Source organism: Burkholderia sp. Bp8992 (genome assembly GCF_003853705.1).
Lineage (GTDB): Bacteria > Pseudomonadota > Gammaproteobacteria > Burkholderiales > Burkholderiaceae > Burkholderia.
This window is the reverse complement of record NZ_QTQI01000003.1, coordinates 159269-177095: the sequence shown is the minus strand read 5'-3', so window position 1 is coordinate 177095 and position 17827 is coordinate 159269. Positions and strand designations below refer to the sequence as shown.

At 67.0% G+C, this 17827-nt stretch carries 18 protein-coding genes; 15 read left to right on the top strand and 3 right to left on the bottom strand.

The window, feature by feature from the left end:
* Positions 1–9 precede the first annotated feature (9 nt).
* The 3 genes from DIE03_RS05895 to DIE03_RS05885 are packed head-to-tail and all read right to left on the bottom strand — an operon-like array spanning position 10 to position 3692.
* Positions 10–1053: a glycosyltransferase family 2 protein gene (locus DIE03_RS05895; protein WP_124448405.1), complete on the bottom strand. Its 1044-nt coding sequence runs from the start codon at positions 1051–1053 to the stop codon at positions 10–12.
* A 24-nt stretch (positions 1054–1077) separates the two neighbouring features.
* Positions 1078–2457, bottom strand: a complete 1380-nt coding sequence (locus DIE03_RS05890) for a glycosyltransferase family 87 protein (RefSeq protein ID WP_124448403.1) — start codon at positions 2455–2457, stop codon at positions 1078–1080.
* The gene (locus DIE03_RS05885) at positions 2454–3692 is read right to left on the bottom strand and encodes a glycosyltransferase family 87 protein (protein ID WP_124448401.1); all 1239 of its coding nucleotides are present in this window, start codon (positions 3690–3692) and stop codon (positions 2454–2456) included. Before DIE03_RS05885 ends, DIE03_RS05890 begins: the two co-directional genes overlap by 4 nt.
* A gap of 1049 nt (positions 3693–4741) precedes the next feature.
* On the opposite strand from DIE03_RS05885, the gene DIE03_RS05880 reads away from it, so the two are divergent.
* The 15 genes from DIE03_RS05880 (at position 4742) to DIE03_RS05810 (ending at position 17702) form a co-directional block, all read left to right on the top strand.
* A complete protein-coding gene (locus DIE03_RS05880) occupies positions 4742–4933 on the top strand; it encodes a Flp family type IVb pilin (protein WP_124448399.1) in 192 nt (63 codons plus the stop codon).
* 141 nt (positions 4934–5074) lie between these two features.
* Complete coding sequence (locus DIE03_RS05875; protein ID WP_059241391.1) at positions 5075–5266, top strand: Flp family type IVb pilin; 192 nt, start codon at positions 5075–5077, stop codon at positions 5264–5266.
* An 82-nt stretch (positions 5267–5348) separates the two neighbouring features.
* Positions 5349–5555 carry a Flp family type IVb pilin gene (locus DIE03_RS05870; RefSeq protein ID WP_124448397.1) on the top strand — a complete coding sequence of 69 codons (207 nt, stop codon included), beginning with the start codon at positions 5349–5351 and terminating at the stop codon, positions 5553–5555.
* Between the two features lie 28 nt (positions 5556–5583).
* The gene (locus DIE03_RS05865; protein ID WP_124448395.1) at positions 5584–6123 is read left to right on the top strand and encodes a prepilin peptidase; all 540 of its coding nucleotides are present in this window, start codon (positions 5584–5586) and stop codon (positions 6121–6123) included.
* A gap of 32 nt (positions 6124–6155) precedes the next feature.
* Positions 6156–7556, top strand: a complete 1401-nt coding sequence (locus DIE03_RS05860; protein ID WP_124448393.1) for an ATP-binding protein — start codon at positions 6156–6158, stop codon at positions 7554–7556.
* 35 nt (positions 7557–7591) lie between these two features.
* Positions 7592–8431 carry a Flp pilus assembly protein CpaB gene (cpaB, locus tag DIE03_RS05855; protein ID WP_124448391.1) on the top strand — a complete coding sequence of 280 codons (840 nt, stop codon included), beginning with the start codon at positions 7592–7594 and terminating at the stop codon, positions 8429–8431.
* Between the two features lie 104 nt (positions 8432–8535).
* On the top strand, positions 8536–10464 hold the full coding sequence (locus DIE03_RS05850) for a type II and III secretion system protein family protein (protein WP_124448389.1): 1929 nt from the start codon (positions 8536–8538) through the stop codon (positions 10462–10464).
* Positions 10465–10484: 20 nt separating this feature from the next.
* Positions 10485–10781 (top strand): hypothetical protein, encoded by a 297-nt coding sequence (locus DIE03_RS05845; RefSeq protein WP_124448387.1) that lies wholly within the window; start codon positions 10485–10487, stop codon positions 10779–10781.
* Positions 10782–10806: 25 nt separating this feature from the next.
* On the top strand, positions 10807–12072 hold the full coding sequence (locus tag DIE03_RS05840) for a pilus assembly protein TadG-related protein (protein WP_124448386.1): 1266 nt from the start codon (positions 10807–10809) through the stop codon (positions 12070–12072).
* Positions 12073–12084: 12 nt separating this feature from the next.
* Complete coding sequence (locus DIE03_RS05835) at positions 12085–12618, top strand: TadE/TadG family type IV pilus assembly protein (protein ID WP_124448384.1); 534 nt, start codon at positions 12085–12087, stop codon at positions 12616–12618.
* Complete coding sequence (locus DIE03_RS05830; RefSeq protein WP_124448382.1) at positions 12615–13058, top strand: TadE/TadG family type IV pilus assembly protein; 444 nt, start codon at positions 12615–12617, stop codon at positions 13056–13058. Before DIE03_RS05835 ends, DIE03_RS05830 begins: the two co-directional genes overlap by 4 nt.
* A 22-nt stretch (positions 13059–13080) precedes the next feature.
* Positions 13081–14289 carry an AAA family ATPase gene (locus DIE03_RS05825; protein ID WP_124448380.1) on the top strand — a complete coding sequence of 403 codons (1209 nt, stop codon included), beginning with the start codon at positions 13081–13083 and terminating at the stop codon, positions 14287–14289.
* Between the two features lie 18 nt (positions 14290–14307).
* On the top strand, positions 14308–15675 hold the full coding sequence (locus DIE03_RS05820) for a CpaF family protein (RefSeq protein WP_124448378.1): 1368 nt from the start codon (positions 14308–14310) through the stop codon (positions 15673–15675).
* Positions 15676–15707: 32 nt separating this feature from the next.
* Positions 15708–16685 carry a type II secretion system F family protein gene (locus DIE03_RS05815; protein ID WP_124448376.1) on the top strand — a complete coding sequence of 326 codons (978 nt, stop codon included), beginning with the start codon at positions 15708–15710 and terminating at the stop codon, positions 16683–16685.
* 36 nt (positions 16686–16721) lie between these two features.
* Positions 16722–17702, top strand: a complete 981-nt coding sequence (locus DIE03_RS05810) for a type II secretion system F family protein (protein ID WP_124448374.1) — start codon at positions 16722–16724, stop codon at positions 17700–17702.
* The last annotated feature ends 125 nt before the right edge of the window (positions 17703–17827 follow it).

The window sequence follows — 17827 nt, the reverse complement described above, 5'->3', positions numbered from 1 at the left end:
ACGTGTGCGTCAGCGGGCGCCGATCCGCGCGCGGGTCGGCTGCGCGCGGCGGCGGGGGGCCAGGCGGCGCGCATCGCGCGCAACCGGAAGCTCGATCACCTTGCCGTGCGCCTGGTAGCGGCGGCGAATCAGGTAGACGGGCCGTTGCTTCGACTCGTCGTAGATTCGTCCGACGTATTCGCCGACGACACCGATCCCGATCAGCTCGATGCCGCCGATGAACAGCGTGACCGAGATCAGCGACGCGTAGCCGAGCACCGGATTGCCGAACAGCAGCGTGCGGAAGATGATGAACGAGCCGTACAGGAACGCGAGCGCGGCGATGCCGAGGCCGATGTAGGTCCAGCTGCGCAGCGGCACGGTGCTGAAGCTGGTGATGCCTTCCAGCGCGAAATTCCACAGCTTCCAGCCGGAGAACTTCGAGTGCCCGGCGCTGCGCGGATCGCGCTGGTATTCGACGATCACGGTCTTGTAGCCGACCCACGCGAACAACCCCTTCATGAAGCGGTGCCGCTCGGGCAGGCTGCGCAGCGCATTCACGACCTTGCGGTCCATCAACCGGAAATCGCCGACGTTCTCCGGCAGCTTCACGTCCGACAGGATGTTGTGCACGCGGTAGTAGATCGCGGCGGCGGTGCGCTTCGCGAACGAATCGCACGCGCGGCTGCTGCGTTTCGCGGCCACGACTTCCGCACCGTCGCGCCAGTGTTCGATCATCACGGGGATCAGGCTCGGCGGATCCTGCAGGTCGGCGTCGAGCGGAATCACCGCGTCGCCGGACGCTTCGTCGAGGCCGGCCGTCAGCGCCGCTTCCTTGCCGAAGTTGCGCGTAAGGTCGATCACGCGCACGCGCCGTTCGGCGGCGCTGATCCGGACCAGGCGCTCGAGCGTGTCGTCGCGGCTGCCGTCGTTCACGCAGACGATCTCGAAGCGGATCGCGTCGATGGCCGTCAGCAACGGAATCACGACGTCGAAGAAGCGCTCGACGGCCTCGCCTTCGTTGTAGAACGGCACGACCAGCGAAACGAGCGGTGTATAGAGTGGTTCCCGCATGATGATTCCCCTTGTAATGACGCGTCACCGGTCGGCGCCGATGGTCGGGCGGCCGGTGCGGCGCATTCCGTACGCCGGGCGGTGGTGCGGCCGGACCGGATGAGCAAACCCGGTGTCGGTCGAGTGGTCGCGCGCGTCGGGCATCGACGGCACGTCGTGTCTTTCCTGCGCGATCCGGCTGACGAGCAGCGCGAGCGACGCCAGCGTGACGAGCGGCATGAACTGGAACGGCAGGTGCGGCATGACCGTGAGGCCGGCGAGCGGCATCAGCCACAGCAGCATCAGCCATTCGCGATCGAAGCGCCGCCAGCCGTGGGTCCATGCATAGCGGGCGTACCACGCGATCACGAGGCCGTACCAGGTCAGGTCGTAGTCGTACAGGTACGGGCTGACGAGCAGGCATGCGCATGCGAGGGTTGCGGCGCGTAGAGCGTAGGAGCACGCGCCGCGCCACGCGTAGACGGTGGCGAATGCGGCGGCGGTGGCGGACAGCAGTTGCAGGACGTGGGCAACGAGCACGGGCCAGCCGGCCATCGTCGCGAACGCGAACACGGACGGCATGCGCGAGAGCTTCGCGTGCCCGGTGCCGACGGCCGCGTAGACGTTGCCTATCACATGCGCGAACGTGACCCACGGGCCGACGCCGAACGCGAGCGTCGCGAGCGCGGCGCTACCGGCGATCGTCGCGGCCCACGCGGCCAGCGCGCGCCACTGGCCCGCGCACAGCAGCGCGAGCGGGAACAGCACCGCGAGTTGCGGCTTCATCGTCAGCAAGCCGAAGCAGATGCCTGCGACGACGGGGCGGCGGTTCAGCGCGAGCAGGCCGGCGCCGGCGAGCATCGCAGTGAAAAGGCTGCTCTGGCCGACGATCACGGTCAGGAATGCGCCAGGGAACGCGAGTGCGCACAGCCAGGCGGTATCGCGTTGCACCGTCGCGCGGATCGTCACGGCGAACAGCGCGTATGAGGTGGCGAGCCACAGCACGAGCGCCAGCGTGTACGGCAGCCAGCCGAGCGGCAGCACGAGCAGCAGCATCGTCGGCGGATAGAGCCAGGGCTGCGTGCCGTCCGTGAGCGTCATCGTCGGGACAGCAAGCTTCTGGACCGCGAACAGCGTGGGGAAATGCCACGCGTCGGCGCCGTGACCGTGCGCGGCGAGCCACGCGGCGCTCCAGATCGGCGAGAAATCCGGCGACAGCGGCTCCGGCGCGCCGTGGTTCGACAGGATCACGCGGATCAAGTAAATGCCGATGAACAGCAGCTCGGTCAGCAGCGCGGCGGCCGCATAGAGGCGTACGCGGTCGCGATTGAGCCAGTGCGGGTAGCGGCGCGGGCCCGCGATCGGGAGTTCCGGATGTGCGTCGATGGCGGAATGCGCATGGCGGGCGAACGAAGGCGCTTTCATTGCGCGCTCCGTGACGTCAGTGCCGTGCGACGCACCACGACGAACAGCACCGCGAGCAGCACGACCGGCCCGATCTGCGGCAGCTTCGCCAACCGGTTGAACATCTCGAAGAGCGGCAGCAGCCACGCGAGCACGAGGATGCCCTGGTCGCCGGGAAGCCAGCCTTCGTCGAGACCGTGCGCAATCAGGCAGAAGACCGCGATGCCGAGCCACGTCAGTTCGTAGTGCCACAGATACGGCGTCGTCAGCAGCGTGGCGACCGCCAGCACCGCGCCGCGCAGGCGCATGTCGTTCGTGCGGCGCCACACGCTGACGGCCGCGGCGATCGCGAGCAGCGCGACCGCCGCCTGTGCGGCCAGCGCGGCGGCAACCGGTGCGCCCGCGAGCCGCAACGCGGCGAACGGCGTCGGCGACGCGAGCCAGTACGACGCGAGCATGAAATGCTGCGCGCGTACTGTCGACATTGCGTGAGTCAACCCGTGCAGCGCGGCCGGGCCGGTCAGTGCGACACCGGCTGCCGCGAACAGCGTCGCGCTGATCGCCGCCGCCGCGAACGTACGCCACGCACGCGTGGCAACCAGGACGATCGGGAACAGCACGGCCAGTTGCGGCTTGATCGCGAGCAGGCCGATCAGCACGCCGGCCACGACGGGGCGCTTGCCAAGCAGATGCAGCGCAAGCGCGGCGAGGCCGGCGGTCAGGATGCTGTTCTGCCCGAACAGCGCGGACATGCACACGCCCGAGTACGCGACCACGACGAGCGCCGCGGCGCGCGGCACGGGAAGATGCGCACGCAATCCCGACAACCGCGAGACGGCGAGCGCGTAGCATAAAAGACTGCCCGCGAAAAAGAGGAAATAAGCGGGCAGGAAAGGCACGAGGGCAACCGGCGCGATGAGCAGCAGCATCGTCGGCGGATAGAGCCAGGGAAGCGGCCGGTGTTGCAGAAACGCACCGAAGTGCGCGAACTCGGCCTGCGTGAATGACGAAGTGTCGTAGGCCGATGCGGCATGGCCTTGCAACACGAGATGCGATGCAGTCCAGAAGACCGAGAAGTCGGTGCCTGGACGGGCAGTGGCGTTCGACGTGAAGCCGTCGGTCACGACGCCCCACACGACCACCAGTGCGACGAAGAGCATCAGCATGATGCAGCTGTACGGAATGATCCGGTCCGCTGTCAGCCATTGAGCACAGCGTATGGCGCGATCGCGCGTTTCACGATTGGCTGTGTACATGATGCCCCGTCTGTCGTAGTGGCTGCGTGGTCTGTCACAGCCGTTTGATGTGGTCGTGCCCGCGGATCGAATCGCGTTGAAACGGCGTTGTCCGGTGAATTCATTGTTGAAGAAAAAATCGCGTGATGCAAATCACGCACTGGCTGCCGGAATTTCGATCGCCGAGTGACGGCCTTGAAAACCGTGTTTTCAAGTATGAAAAATCGAGGTAATCGGGTTTCGTGTTTCTGGCTTGAAACATTCGGTGAATTTCGCCGGGTTCGCACGCCGCCGAACGCGCGGCACGCGACCGGCGTTGCGCATCCGGGAAAGTCCCGACGAAATTTTTTCTGCCCTTTGTGCAGCGCGGCGGCGGGCATTCGGGCGGGCCGCGCCGGCCGCCGCGGGTCGTTCAAGTTTGAAACATTTCGGGCATCGCGCCGTGGGCCGGGGAGGGGGGAAATCGCCGGAACCCTTGATACGCAGAGATTCCACTCGGGATGGCCTGCTCTTTGCGTAAGCGTTGGCACGGCAGTCGGGCGACGTGACGACCGGGCGGTTCCGAAAAGACACACGGAACCGGCTGCGGAGTCACCTGCGGAAGAGATGACCGGAGCGCGTCGGGGAACACGCAGCGCCAGGTCGACGAACCGCGAAACGTGTCGTCGATCGACCCAGCAGACCCGGAATCTTCAGGGCAATAAGAATTCGGCATGGCAGCACATGGGGAATAAAAATGAAAGACCACAGCACATCGCGGATCGCAAGCCGCGTTAAAGACACATTGCGGATGTGCCGGGAGCTCGTCTCCCGTTCAACTGGATTCCATGCGTCGAGCGGCCGTCGTGCCGTTCCGGTCGGTCGGCATGCCCGGTTCGTCCGGCTGGTCGCCCCGTATACGCCTCTCTCGCGTTCCGCTTCACTGATACCCGTTCGCACGGACAGGGGTGTGCATCCCCGTTCCCGCAGCTGAACGTCGCGTTCCGTTTTTTCGTGTAGTGCCGGTGGTGCCCACCCCGACGTCTTGATCGACGAAGGGTATTTAATAGCAGTCCGAAAGGAGAGTGCTCATGTCGAGAATCATCGAAAAGATCGCCTGGTTCGCCGAGGATCAGGACGGTGTGACGGCCATTGAATACGGTCTGATCGCCGCGCTGATCGCTATCGGCATCGCCGCCGCGCTGACGACGGTCGGTACGGATCTGAAGACCGTGTTCAGTACGGTCGCCGACGATCTGGACTCTGTAGTAGCAGCAATTTGATGAGCGGTACGGCGGACGGCTCCTCCGAACTGTTCGTCGGCACCACACGGCATCAACAACCTGCCTCGACGTATCGATGCCGGATCATTCGATCCAGCCGGCACGCGAGGGCTTCGAAAGTGACTACGCAAGGAGAACGCCATGTCCAAGTTCATTCAACAAGTCAGCCGTTTCGTTCGCGATGAAGACGGCGTCACGGCCATCGAATACGGCCTGATCGCCGCCCTGATCGCCATCGGCATCATCGCCGCGCTGTCGACGGTCGGCAAGGACCTCAAAACCGTGTTCACCACGATCGCGGACGACCTCGATTCGGCGGTCGCAGCGATCTGATGGACCGTGCCGCGGACGGCTCGGCTGGTGCAGTGCTCGAGCCGTCCCCGGCCATCCGATCAACCAGGAACCGGAGACCATCATGCAAGCCACGATGCGTGCCGTCTGTCGCTGGATCGCCGACGAGCAAGGCGTGACGTCGATCGAATATGCGTTGCTCGCGGCGATGTTCGCCACCGCGGTACTGGGCAGCGTCGTCACGCTGAGAGGCTCGCTTGTCGACACGTACGAGGTGATTGCCACGGCCGTGACGTCCGCGGTAACCAACGCGCTGGCAATGGTTTCCTGATCCATCGATTCGATCCGAGAGGTCCGCCATGTTACCTGTTGCGCCGCCTTACCCGGTCCCGTTGTGCGTGACGCTGCTCGCCGTCGCCGCGGCCAGCACGGACATTGCAAGCCGCCGCATTCCGAACCGCCTCGTCGCGGTCGGGCTCGTCGGTGCGCTGGTCGCGCAGTGCATGCTGCACGGCGTCCTGGCCGGCGCACTCGAGTGGCTCGCAGGTGCGGCGACCGGCTTCGGCCTGCTGCTGCCGTTCTACCTGTTGCGCGGGATGGCGGCCGGCGACGTGAAGCTGATGCTCGCGATCGGCGCATGGGTCGGGGCGGAAATGACGTTCTACATCGTGCTGGCCACGTTCCTGGCCGGCGGGATCGGCGCCATCGCGTTCGCGCTGCTGCGCGGCCGGATGCGCCAGATGTGGGTGAACGTTCGCGTGCTGATCGCGCGTCGTTTGCAAGGGGCGCACGGAGAAGCCGCCGGCGGCCCCGTGGAAATCGCATCGGTCGGCACGCTGCCGTATGGCGTGGCGATCGCGGCCGGCACGCTGGGCATGTTGTTCGTGTCGTGTGCATAGCGCGACGAACACGCAACGAGGACGGAGCGACCATGAACACGAATCACACCGAACCGAGACGCGACGCGCAGGTGGCGCACCTGCCCGATCCGCTGCCGTCTCGGGAAGCCCATACCAAACTGGGCACGCAGTTGCCGACGGCGCCGCGCACGCTCGAGGAAACCGGGCTGAGCATGGCGTTCGTCGCCGGGCTCGTGCTGAAGTCGACGCTGGTGCTTGGCCGCCCGTCGTACGGCGACCTGGTCGAGCGGCACTGCCTGCCGCTCGCGGTGCTCGACGACGTCTTCGCGTTCCTGGTGCGCGAGCATCTCGTCGAGCTCACCCATCGCGGCGCGACCGATCTCGACGTGTCGTTCCGCCTGACCGACGCGGGCCGCGTGCTGGCGCTCGAGGAACGGGCGCGCAGCGGCTACAGCGGGCCCGCGCCGGTGACGCTCGACGCGTATCTCGCGTGCCTGGACAAGCATTCGGTACGCAAGCTGCAGATCAACCAGAGCGACGTGTGGACCGCGTTCGAAGGCATCGTGATCGACACGTCGATCCTCGATGCGGCGGCCGCGGCGCTGAATTCAGGCCGGCCGCTGCTGATCTACGGTCCGGCCGGCAGCGGCAAGACCTTCCTCGCCGAGCGGCTCGGCTCGCTGATGCGCGGCCACGTGCCGGTGCCGTACGCGATCCACGCGGCCGGCGAAGTGATCCAGATCTACGACCCGCTCGTGCATGTCGACGCGGGATCGCGGGCCGGCGGCCAGTCGGTCGACCGCCGCTGGCGCCTGTGCGAACGGCCGATCGTGATGTCCGGCGGCGAGTTGACGCTCGGCGAGCTCGATCTCCGTCGCGACGAAGCCGCCGGTTTCTACCAGGCGCCGCCGCACATGAAGGCCAACATGGGCATGTACGTCGTCGACGATCTCGGCCGCCAGCGCGTCGAGCCGCGCGACCTGCTCAATCGCTGGCTGCGCCCGCTCGATCGCGGCGTCGATTTCCTGACGCTCGAATCCGGCAATCGCTTCGTGATGCCGTTCGATGTGTGGCCGGTGTTCTCGAGCAACCTGTCGCCGGAGCAGATCTGCGACGACGCGTTCCTGCGCCGCCTCGGGTCGAAGCTGCACGTGGGCGCGATGTCGGTCGAAGACTACCGTGCCGTGTACGACGCGGCCTGCGCATCGCTGGGGCTCGTCTCCGCGAGCGATGCCTTCGACTACCTGCTGCATCGGCTGCATCTGCCGACCGGCAAGGCGTTTCTCGCCTGTTTTCCGTCGGACCTGCTGCGTCTCGTGGCGGCCGGCGCGCGGTATCGCGGCGATCCGCTCGAAGTGACGCACGACGCGCTGTACGACGCATGGGCGAGCTATTTCGGTTCGGCGCCCGAACGTGACGGCGGTCATCCACCGACCGTCGAACGCGGTGGCCGTACGTTCATCACCGGTTGAGCCGTTTCTTTCACGAATCGTCGAGGAGCATTGCCATGAAAAACAGTCGAGCGGTCATGATGCTGGTCGTCGCGATGGTCGCGGGTCTTGCCGCGGTCGTGTTCGCGTCCCACTGGCTGGTGCAGACATCCACGAATTCGGTCACGCCGGTCGCGGTGGCCACCACCGACCTGAACCTGGGCGAACCGCTCGGGCCGAACCAGATCCACATGGTCAACTGGCCGTCGGGCAGCGTGCCGACAGGCGCGTTCACCGATACGAAAGCGCTCGAAGGGCGCGTCGTGCGCACCAGCCTGTCGCGCGACGAGCCGGTGATCGAGTCGAAGCTCGCGCCGGTTGGCACCAAGGGCGGGCTGTCCGCGGTGATCGCCGACGGCAGCCGCGCGATCACGGTGCGCGTGAACGACGTGGTCGGCGTCGCGGGTTTCGCGCTGCCGGGCAATTACGTCGACGTGATCGTCAACACGCAGGAACAGCAGGGCAAGACCGACGGGCAGAGCATCTCCAAGATCGTGCTCGAGCACATCCTCGTGCTGGCCGTCGCGCAGCAGGTGAGCCGCGACGACACCGCACCGAAGGTCGTCAACGCGGTGACGCTGGAAGTCACGCCCGACCAGGCCGAACGGCTCGACCTCGCACGCAGCGTCGGCACGCTGTCGCTCGTGCTGCGCAACCAGATCGACCAGAAGACGCTGAACACCGGCGGCGCGACCAAGCTGACGCTGCTCGGCAAGGAACCCGCACCCGAAGCGCCGCCGGCTCCCGCCCGCGTGCGGCCGGTACGCATGCACGTCGCATCGCACGCTGGGCCGGAAGTACGGCGCGACTGCGTCGGCGTACTGACGGGTGTGAAGGGCAGCGTCGAGTGTTTCTGAAACAGATCAAACCAGCCATATAAACAGATCGGCCGCCGGCAACGTGCGGCGGCCTTGGAAGTCGAAAACCGGCACGGCGCCGGTCTCTCGGGGGATCAGACGAAATGAAGATCAAACCGCAATGCACAGGTACCGGCCCGCTGCGGACGCGCGTCGCACGGGGCACGATGATGGCCGCGATCCTCTGTACGGGATGGCTGACCGTTTATGGCGCACTCGCGCAGGAAGGCGTCGAGTCGGCCGTGCTGACGAAGGGCGGCGCCAGCGCGCCGGCCGCGGTCGGCAAGGGGCCGATGCAGATGACGATCAGCATGGCGCCGGTGCCGGCCGCCGCGCCCGCCGCCTCGGCGGGGCCGTTGCGCGGGCCGAACTGCGTCGGCGCCGTGCGCGAGTCGACCAGCGTCAGCGTGCCGCTCGGCAAGTCGCTGCTGGTGCCGATGCCGGAGCCGGTCCGCAATCGGACGATCGGCAACCCGGCCGTCGCCCAGGCCACGATGGTGTCGCCGCAGACGCTGTACATCCTCGGGCTTGCCGTCGGCACGACCAACATGATCGTGCAGGGCAAGAGCGGTGCCTGTCGCGTGATCGACGTCGCGGTCGGCGCGGACGCCGGCGGTTTGCAGGCGTCGCTGCTGCAGCTGATGCCGACCGAGCGCGACATCCACGTATCGACCGCGGCCGGCACGATCGTGCTGGCGGGCACCGTGTCGAGCTCGCAGGCCGCGCAGCAGGCCGTGCAGATCGCCCATGCGTACGGCGACAGCGCCGGCGACCCGGCCGCGGGCGGCAAGGGCGGCGGCGGTGTGTTGAACATGCTGAACGTCACGTCGCCGCAGCAGGTGATGCTCGAGGTGAAGGTGGCCGAGGTGTCGAAGACGCTGATCAACCAGATGGGCAGCGCGTTCAACATCCAGGGCGGGTTCGGTTCGTGGAGCGGCGCGCTGGTCAGCAACCTGCTGGCGGGCGTGGCGAGCGGCGCCGTCTTCAACAAGGCGAACAACAAGCCGTTCAGCATCGCGGCCGACGCGCAGAACACCGACAACCTCGTCAAGATCCTCGCGGAGCCGAATCTCGTGACGATCAGCGGCCAGGAAGCGACGTTCCTCGCCGGCGGCAAGATCTTCATCCCGATCCCGCAGAGCGGCAGCAACGGCGTCTCGTCGATCACGCTGCAGGAAGAGGAATTCGGCGTCGCGCTGAAGTTCACGCCGACGGTGCTGGCCAACGGCCGGATCAGCCTGAAGGTCGCGCCGGAAGTGTCGGAGCTGTCGCAGACGGGCGTCACGCTGAGCGCGTCCAACATCGGCGGCACGTCGATCCTGCCGCTGATCACGACGCGGCGCGCGTCGACGACGGTGCAGATGGGTGACGGCGAATCGTTCGCGATCGGCGGGCTGATCAAGGACAACGCGAGCGGTGCGCTGAAGGCGATCCCCGGCGTCGGCGAAGTGCCCGTGCTCGGCGCGCTGTTCCGCAGCACATCGTTTCAGCAGGACCGCACCGAGCTGATCTTCCTGATCACGCCGCACCTGGTGAAACCGCTGCAGACCGCGGACGTGCCGCTGCCGACCGACAGCTTCTCCAAGCCGAACGAAGCCGACGTGTACGCGACCGGCAACATGGAAGGCCGTGGCGGGGTTCGCAAGGCAGGCGCGCAACCCGCGAACGGCGCAGCCGCGGCACCGCAGGCACCGGCCCAGGCGCCGGCTCCGGCACCGGCTCCGCAATCGGAAGTGCCCACCGGTCCGACCGCCGCGCTGCCCGCGCCGCGCGCACCGCAAGGCGCCGATGCGCAGTCGCCGGTGCTGGCCGAGCCGCAGAAGGTGCCCGCGCCGGTGGTCGCCGCCGCACCGCTGTCCGACACGTCGAACGCGGCCCGCATCGCGCGCATCGAAGCCACCGCCGCACGCCTCGCGGCGGCCGGCCCCGACACGCCGGCCCAGCCGGCGGCGCGGCTCAAGCACCGGATCCCGGCAGCCGCGCGGGCGCAGGTTGCGCACGTGAGCGCGGCCCCCGAGTCCACCGATCGTTGAAACCAGTCAAGGGGACACTCATGAAATCCGCCTACCTCGTATTCGTGCGCCGCGCGGCGCTCGCCGTCCCGCTCGCGTTCGCGCTTGCCGGCTGCATGTCGTCGACCCCGGTGTGGGACAGCCGCTTCGGCGATTCGGTCCGCACCGTGATGCAGGCCCAGATCATCGATCCGCATGCCGGCGAACACCCGGCATCGGCATCGGGGGTCGACGGCGCCGCCGCCGCGGCCGCGCTCGACAACTACGACAAGTCGTTCAAGCAAGCCGTGCCGCCTGCCAATGCCTTCGTGATCGGCATCGGCAAGTCCACCCAGTAACGACAGGACGCTCAGGGAGAACGCCATGAACAGCGCAGCCCGCTATCCGAAAGTCACGCGTCGCAACCTGCATCGCCAGCGCGGTGCCGTCGCGATCATCGTTGGTCTCGCACTGGCGGTGATGATCGGGTTCGTCGGGCTCGCGCTGGATCTCGGCAAGCTGTACGTCACGCGCAGCGAACTGCAGAACAGCGCCGATGCGTGCGCGCTGTCGGCTGCGCGCGACCTGACCTCGGCCATCAGCCTGTCGGTGGCCGAGGCCGACGGCATCGCCGCCGGCCATCTGAACTTCGTGTTTTTCCAGAACAAGTCGGTGCAGTTGTCGACGAATTCGAACGTCACGTTCAGCGATTCGCTGACCAACCCGTTCCTGACCAAGAACTCGGTCACGACACCGGCGAACATCAAGTACGTGCAGTGCGCGACGAAGCTGAGCAACATCGCGCACTGGTTCATCGAGGTGCTGAACGTGCTGCCGGGCACGAAGCTCGCGAGCGCCGCGGAAGTGTCGGCGAGCGCGATCGCGACCGTCGGCGGCGGGCAGACGGCCTGCGCGATTCCCGTGTTCGTGTGCCGCGGCCCGTCCGATCCGGCCTACAAGGTCGGCGACTGGCTCACGTCGCCGTCCGGTTCATCCTACGGACCCGGCAATTTCGGCTGGGCGGCGCTCGACGGCACGACGAACGAGCCGACGCTCGCGGGCGAGCTGTCGGGCAATAGCTGCAATATCAAGAGCCCGCCCGACCTCGGCACCACCGGCTTGAAGTCGGCGTCGCTGCGCGCCTGGAATACGCGCTTCGGCATCTATACGAACGGCGCGAACGGCTCGAGCGGCCAGCCCGACTTCACCGGCTACGCGTATGTCGGCCCGAACTACGGGCCGCCCGGAACGGCGGGCATCAAGGGCGACGCCTACACGCAGTTCGTAGCCGACCGCGCTGCTTTCAAGTCCTACCAGGGCGATGGCGCGCCGCCGACGGGCAGCGGGATCGCCACCAACGGCACCGCGACCGCGAGCAACTACCAGAGTTACGGCGGCGACCGCCGGGTCGCGCTCGCGCCGGAAGGCGACTGCTCGACACTGAACGGCAGCAGCGGCAAGGTGCACGTCACGCAATGGGACTGCGTGCTGATGCTCGATCCGTTGCCCTTCAGCGCCGGCAGCGGCAACGTCATCGCCCACCTCGAATACCTCGGGTCGTCCGTCTCCGGCAACAATCCGTGCGCGACGCACGGATTGCCTGGTGACGGCAGCGCGTCCGGGGTCCAGGTGCCGATGCTGGTCCAATAGGGAGTGACGATCATGAAAATGCCCCCGATTCGTCGTTCGCGCACCCGTGGCGCCGTTGCCGTCGAGTTCGCACTCGTGCTGATGCCGATGATCATGCTCGCGACCGGCGTGGCGGAGTTCGGCCGTGCGATCTACCAGTTCGAGACGCTGACCAAGGCGACCCGCGACGCGGCGCGCTACCTGTCGATCTGGCTGCCGACCGACAGCGCATATCCGGTGTCGCAGGCGCAGTGTCTCGTCGTCTACGGCAGCACGACGTGCGGTGCTTCCGGCACCGAGCTGGTGCCGGGGCTCACGACGTCGATGGTGACGATCTGCGACGCGCAGCACACGACCGGCTGCAGCGACGCGTCCGATCCGTCGCAGTTCGCGAACCTGCCGACCTACGACTCGAACAACAACGCGGCGGGCGGCACGGCGATGGGCGCGATCAACGTCGTCGAAGTGAAGATCACGGGCTACAAGTACCAGCCGATCCCCGCGTTCCCGGGGCTGCCGTCGATCACCTTCAACAACATCGTCACCGTGATGAGGCAAGTGTCATGAGCGCGCGCCATGCCCTCCCGTCACGCCGGCGCACCCAGCGCGGTGCGGCAATCGTCGAGTTCGCGTTGATCGCGTCGGTGCTGATCATGCTGCTGATCGGCATCTTCGAGTTCGGCCGCGTGCTGTTCTACTGGAGCACCGCGAGCGAGGCCGTGCGCCTGGGCGCGCGCACGGCGGTGGTCTGCGACGTGAACGCGGCCGGCGTCGTGAAGCGCGTGAGATCGCTGCTGCCGCTGCTGTCGAACGCGAACGTGTCGGTGAACTACTCGCCCTCAAGCTGTGACGTGAATTCTTGCGCGTTCGTGACCGTCAGCGTCACGAACGTCACCGTCAAGACGATGATCCCTTTCGTGAACGTCACGGTGACGATGCCGCCGTTCACGACGACACTGCCGCGCGAAAGCCTGACTTCCGCGACGGGCGGCACCGCCTGCAACTAATCGAACAGACGAGGCACACGACATGATCAACCTCCTCGTAGCTTCCGACGACACCGCGCGCCTCTCGCAGATCGCGCGCCTCGTGGCCGACTGCGGACGCTATCGCGCGACACGCGCGACCGGCCGCCCGTCGCAGATCGAGCATCGCACCGACGGGCTCGACGCGTTCGATGTCCTGCTGGTCGACGGCACGTCGCTCGACCCGTCCGAGCTGTCGGCAATCGAGCGCATCTGCCGTGCACATGCGAACCTGACCTGCATTCTCGTGACGGCGGACGCATCGCCGCACGTGCTGCTCGACGCGATGCGCGCAGGCGCGCGCGACGTGCTGCAGTGGCCGCTCGAGCCGCAGGCGCTCGCCAACGCGCTCGAACGGGCGGCCGCGCAAAGCACGCGGCGCGACACCGACGATACGCGGATCGTGTCGTTCATGTCGTGCAAGGGCGGGGTCGGCACGAGCTTCGCGGCCAGCAACGTCGCATTCGAGATCGCCGAAGGCTTCAAGCGCCGCGTGCTGCTGATCGACCTGAACCAGCAGTTCGCGGATGCGGCGTTCCTCGTCAGCGACGAAACCCCGCCGTCGACGCTGCCGCAGCTTTGCGCGCAGATCGAGCGGCTGGACAGCGCGTTTCTCGACGCGAGCGTCGCGCACGTGACGGAAAACTTCCACGTGCTCGCGGGCGCCGGCGACCCGGTCAAGGCCGCGGAGATGCGCGAGGACGCGCTCGAATGGATCCTGGGCGTCGCCGCGCCGCGCTACGACTTCGTGATCTTCGACGTCGGCGTCGGCATCAATCCGCTGACGATGGTCGCGCTGGATCGCAGCGACCAGATCCAGATCGTGCTGCAGCCCGCGATGCCGCACGTGCGCGCCGGCCGCCGGCTGCTGGAGATCCTCGTGTCGCTCGGCTACTCGACTGATCAGATGCGGCTGATCGTGAACCGCACGACACGCGCCAGCGAGCGAACCCGCACCGCGCTCGAGGAAGTGCTGGGCCTGCAGGCGGCCTGCACGATTCCCGACGATGCCGATACCGTGCTCGAGGCGATCAACCAGGGTCATCCGGTGTCGCGGCTCGCGCGCGGCACGGCGGTCGTGCGTGCGTTGCAGGGGTATGCAAAAAAGCTCGTCGACGGGGAGGTGCGCACCGGGCATAGCGCGGTGAACAGCGAACCGTTGATGTCCAGGCTCTTTGGCCGCAAGGCCACGCCGAAGCTCAAGTCCATGTAACTCTTTTGGGGAACCATCATGTCATTGCGCGAACAGATGTCGTTGCACCGGGCCCAGCCGCTGGTGGCGGGCAACGAGCCGGCCGGCCCGGCCCATTCGTCGGTGCGCGACGCCTACCAGAAGCTGCGCCGCGAGATCCACCTGGCCGTACTCGAACGCGTCGAACTCGAGCGCCTGTCGCGGCTGCCGCAGGATACGGTCCGCATGGAAATCGGCGCGCTGATCGCGCGCATCCTCGACGAGGGGCGGCTCCCGGCGAACGACATCGAGCGCCGGCAGCTCGCGGTCGACGTGTATGACGAGATGTTCGGCTTCGGCCCGCTCGAAGCGCTGCTGCGCGACCCCGGCATTTCCGACATCCTCGTGAATACGTACCAGCAGGTCTACGTCGAACGTTGCGGCCAGCTCGAACTGACCGACGTGACGTTCTACGATGACGCGCACCTGATGAAGGTGATCGAGAAGATCGTGTCGCGCGTCGGGCGCCGCATCGACGAATCGAGCCCGATGGTCGACGCGCGCCTGCCCGACGGCTCGCGCGTGAACGCGATCATCCCGCCGTCCGCGATCGACGGGCCGCTGATGTCGATCCGGCGCTTCGCGGTCAACCCGCTGAAGATGGACGACCTGGTGCGCTACCACAGCCTGACGCCGCCGATGGCCGAGCTGCTCGACGCGCTGTCGCGCGCGAAGGTGAACGTGCTGGTGTCGGGCGGCACCGGCAGCGGCAAGACGACGCTGCTCAACATCCTGTCCGGCTTCATTCCGCGCAACGAGCGGATCGTGACGATCGAGGATGCGGCCGAGCTGCAACTCCAGCAGCCGCACGTGCTGCGCCTCGAAACGCGCCCGCCGAACATCGAGGGCAAGGGCGAGATCACGCAGCGCACGCTGGTGCGCAATGCGCTGCGGATGCGCCCGGACCGGATCATCCTCGGCGAAGTGCGCGGCGCCGAAGCGCTCGACATGCTCAACGCGATGAACACCGGCCACGAAGGCTCGCTCGCGACGATCCACGCGAACACGCCGCGCGACGCGCTGACGCGGCTCGAGAACATGATCAGCGTCGCCGGCCTGACGCTGCCGCCGAAGACGATGCGCCAGCAGATCGCGTCGGCGATCTCGGTGGTCGTGCAGGCGGCGCGGCTGACGGACGGCAAGCGCAAGATCGTCAGCATCCAGGAACTGACCGGGATGGAAGGCGACATCATCAACATGCAGGAGATCTTCACGTTCAAGCGCACGGGCGTGGACCGCGACGGCTCGGTGCGCGGCCACTTCTGCGCGACCGGCGTGCGGCCGAAGTTCGTCGAGCGGCTGCAGGCGTTCGGCATCAACCTGCCGGATTCGCTTTACGACCCGTCCCAGCGGTACGAGACGAACTGACGACAGGCACCGTTCGCTGCCGGGGAGGCTTCATGAACACGATCTTTTACGGTTTTGTGATTCTCACCTTCGTCGCGGTGGTGCTCGCGATCGAAGGCGCCTATCAATGGTGGAACGCGCGGCACGGCAGCGCCGCGCGCCGGATCGAAGCGCGCATCCGCGCGATGTCGGCCGGCGGCAACGTGCAGCAGGAGCGGCTGTCGATCCTGAAGAAGCGGATGCTCGACGAGTCGAAGCCGTTTGACCGGATGCTGCTGCGCATGCCGCGCGTGCAGGCGCTCGATCTCATGATCCAGCAATCGGGCCTCGACTGGACGCTGCCGAAGCTGATCATGCTCAGCGTGGTGTTCGCGGCATTCGCGTGGATCGTGACGAGCTTCGCCTCGCGCATGCAGCTCGCCGCGCTGCCGGTCGCGCTGTTCGCCGGCTGCCTGCCGCTGATGTACGTGATGCGGTGCCGTGGGCGCCGGTTGCGCAGGCTCGAGCGGCAGTTGCCGGAGATCTGCGACATGATCGCGCGAGCGCTGCGTTCCGGTCACTCGTTCACGAGCACGCTCGGGATGGTCGGCGACGAGTTTCCCGATCCGATGGGCGGCGAATTCCGCGTCACGTTCGACGAGGTCAACTACGGCGTGTCGCTGCACGATGCGCTGATGAACCTCACGACGCGCGTGCCGGTGCAGGACCTGCGCTACTTCGTGATCGCGGTGCTGATCCAGCGCGAGACGGGCGGCAACCTGGCCGAGCTGCTCGACAGCATCGCCGCGCTGATCCGTGAGCGCTTCAAGCTGTTCGACAAGGTGCGCGTGCTGTCGGCGGAGGGGCGGCTGTCGGCATGGATTCTCGGGCTGCTGCCGTTCGGTACCGCCGCGGTCATGGCGCTGCTGAACCGCGAATTCCTGTCCGTGCTCTGGGAGGATCCGGCCGGGATCAGGATGGTCGGCACGATGCTGGTGTCGATGCTGTTCGGCCTGTTCTGGATCCGTCGTATTGTCCGCATTCGCGTCTGACGTGAGTGCCGAATAACGAACCGTTGCGAGGTTGTCATGCAAAACCTGAGCGTGATCCAGGCCGTGATGCTGGGCGGCTTGTTCATCTTCGTGGCCGGCGGCGTGCTCATCGCGATGCTGCTGTTCGCGCCGCGCAGCATCCAGCGCCGGCTCCAGCAGGCTGGCGCGGCCGGGGCGGGCGGGACCGTCGTCGGAGGGGCGGGCGCGGGCGACGACATGGCGTCGCGCTGGGTCGCGAAGCTGGTCGAGCTGTCCACGCCGATCTCGAAGCTGTCGGTGCCGAAGGAGGGCTGGGAGAATTCGCCGCTGCGCATCCGGATGATGAACGCCGGCTGGCGCAACCAGAGCGCGGCCGCGCTGTATTTCACGGCGAAGACGGGGCTTGCGCTCGGGTTGCCGTGCGCAGCGCTGCTGGTACTGATCACGACGTCGCTCGGCAACGAGCGCGCGCTGCTGTCGGTCATCCTCGTCGCGCTCGCCGGGATCGGCTACTACATCCCGAACATCGTGCTGTCGCAGCGGGTCAAGGTGCGCCAGCGGACGATCTTCGAGGATTTCCCGGATGCGCTCGACCTGCTGACCGTGTGCGTCGAAGCGGGGCTCGGGCTCGACGCGGCGCTGATGAAGGTGAGCGAGGAACTGCGCTTCAGCAGCGACGTGGTCGCAAGCGAACTCGACCTGCTGCTGCTCGAGATGCGCTCGGGTTTCACGAAAGAGACGGCGCTGCGCAATCTCGCACTGCGGACCGGCGTCGAGGACATCGAGTCGTTCTGCGCGATGCTGATCCAGGCCGACCGCTTCGGCACGAGCATCAGCGAATCGCTGCGCGTGCTGTCGGACATGCTGCGCACGCGGCGCCGGATGCGTGCGGAGGAGCGGGCAGCGAAGATCGCGCTGAAGCTGCTGTTCCCGCTGATCTTCTGCATCTTCCCCGCGCTGATGATGGTGCTGCTCGGCCCGGCAATGATCCACGTGTATCGCGTGCTGCTGCCGACGTTCGTTGGCGTCACGCAGTGAGCGGCGAACCGGCGTTGCGCCGGGACGGCCGATAAAGGATGAACGTGCAGCGCGGCCTACCCGCCGGCCGGCACGGCAACAGGCTTCATGGAGGCTCCCTCCCCAGGCGGCGCCGCGAGACAGGT

Bases quoted from the DNA above. Each gene is read 5' to 3' on its own strand.
- DIE03_RS05860 (WP_124448393.1), top strand. From the start codon at position 6,156: ATGAACACGAATCACACCGAACCGAGACGCGACGCGCAGGTGGCGCAC.
- DIE03_RS05830 (WP_124448382.1), top strand. From the start codon at position 12,615: ATGAGCGCGCGCCATGCCCTCCCGTCACGCCGGCGCACCCAGCGCGGT.
- DIE03_RS05890 (WP_124448403.1), bottom strand. From the start codon at position 2,457: ATGAAAGCGCCTTCGTTCGCCCGCCATGCGCATTCCGCCATCGACGCA.
- DIE03_RS05865 (WP_124448395.1), top strand. From the start codon at position 5,584: ATGTTACCTGTTGCGCCGCCTTACCCGGTCCCGTTGTGCGTGACGCTG.
- DIE03_RS05815 (WP_124448376.1), top strand. From the start codon at position 15,708: ATGAACACGATCTTTTACGGTTTTGTGATTCTCACCTTCGTCGCGGTG.
- DIE03_RS05840 (WP_124448386.1), top strand. From the start codon at position 10,807: ATGAACAGCGCAGCCCGCTATCCGAAAGTCACGCGTCGCAACCTGCAT.
- DIE03_RS05870 (WP_124448397.1), top strand. From the start codon at position 5,349: ATGCAAGCCACGATGCGTGCCGTCTGTCGCTGGATCGCCGACGAGCAA.
- DIE03_RS05820 (WP_124448378.1), top strand. From the start codon at position 14,308: ATGTCATTGCGCGAACAGATGTCGTTGCACCGGGCCCAGCCGCTGGTG.
- DIE03_RS05880 (WP_124448399.1), top strand. From the start codon at position 4,742: ATGTCGAGAATCATCGAAAAGATCGCCTGGTTCGCCGAGGATCAGGAC.
- DIE03_RS05850 (WP_124448389.1), top strand. From the start codon at position 8,536: ATGAAGATCAAACCGCAATGCACAGGTACCGGCCCGCTGCGGACGCGC.
- DIE03_RS05835 (WP_124448384.1), top strand. From the start codon at position 12,085: ATGAAAATGCCCCCGATTCGTCGTTCGCGCACCCGTGGCGCCGTTGCC.
- cpaB (WP_124448391.1), top strand. From the start codon at position 7,592: ATGAAAAACAGTCGAGCGGTCATGATGCTGGTCGTCGCGATGGTCGCG.
- DIE03_RS05825 (WP_124448380.1), top strand. From the start codon at position 13,081: ATGATCAACCTCCTCGTAGCTTCCGACGACACCGCGCGCCTCTCGCAG.
- DIE03_RS05845 (WP_124448387.1), top strand. From the start codon at position 10,485: ATGAAATCCGCCTACCTCGTATTCGTGCGCCGCGCGGCGCTCGCCGTC.
- DIE03_RS05875 (WP_059241391.1), top strand. From the start codon at position 5,075: ATGTCCAAGTTCATTCAACAAGTCAGCCGTTTCGTTCGCGATGAAGAC.
- DIE03_RS05885 (WP_124448401.1), bottom strand. From the start codon at position 3,692: ATGTACACAGCCAATCGTGAAACGCGCGATCGCGCCATACGCTGTGCT.
- DIE03_RS05895 (WP_124448405.1), bottom strand. From the start codon at position 1,053: ATGCGGGAACCACTCTATACACCGCTCGTTTCGCTGGTCGTGCCGTTC.
- DIE03_RS05810 (WP_124448374.1), top strand. From the start codon at position 16,722: ATGCAAAACCTGAGCGTGATCCAGGCCGTGATGCTGGGCGGCTTGTTC.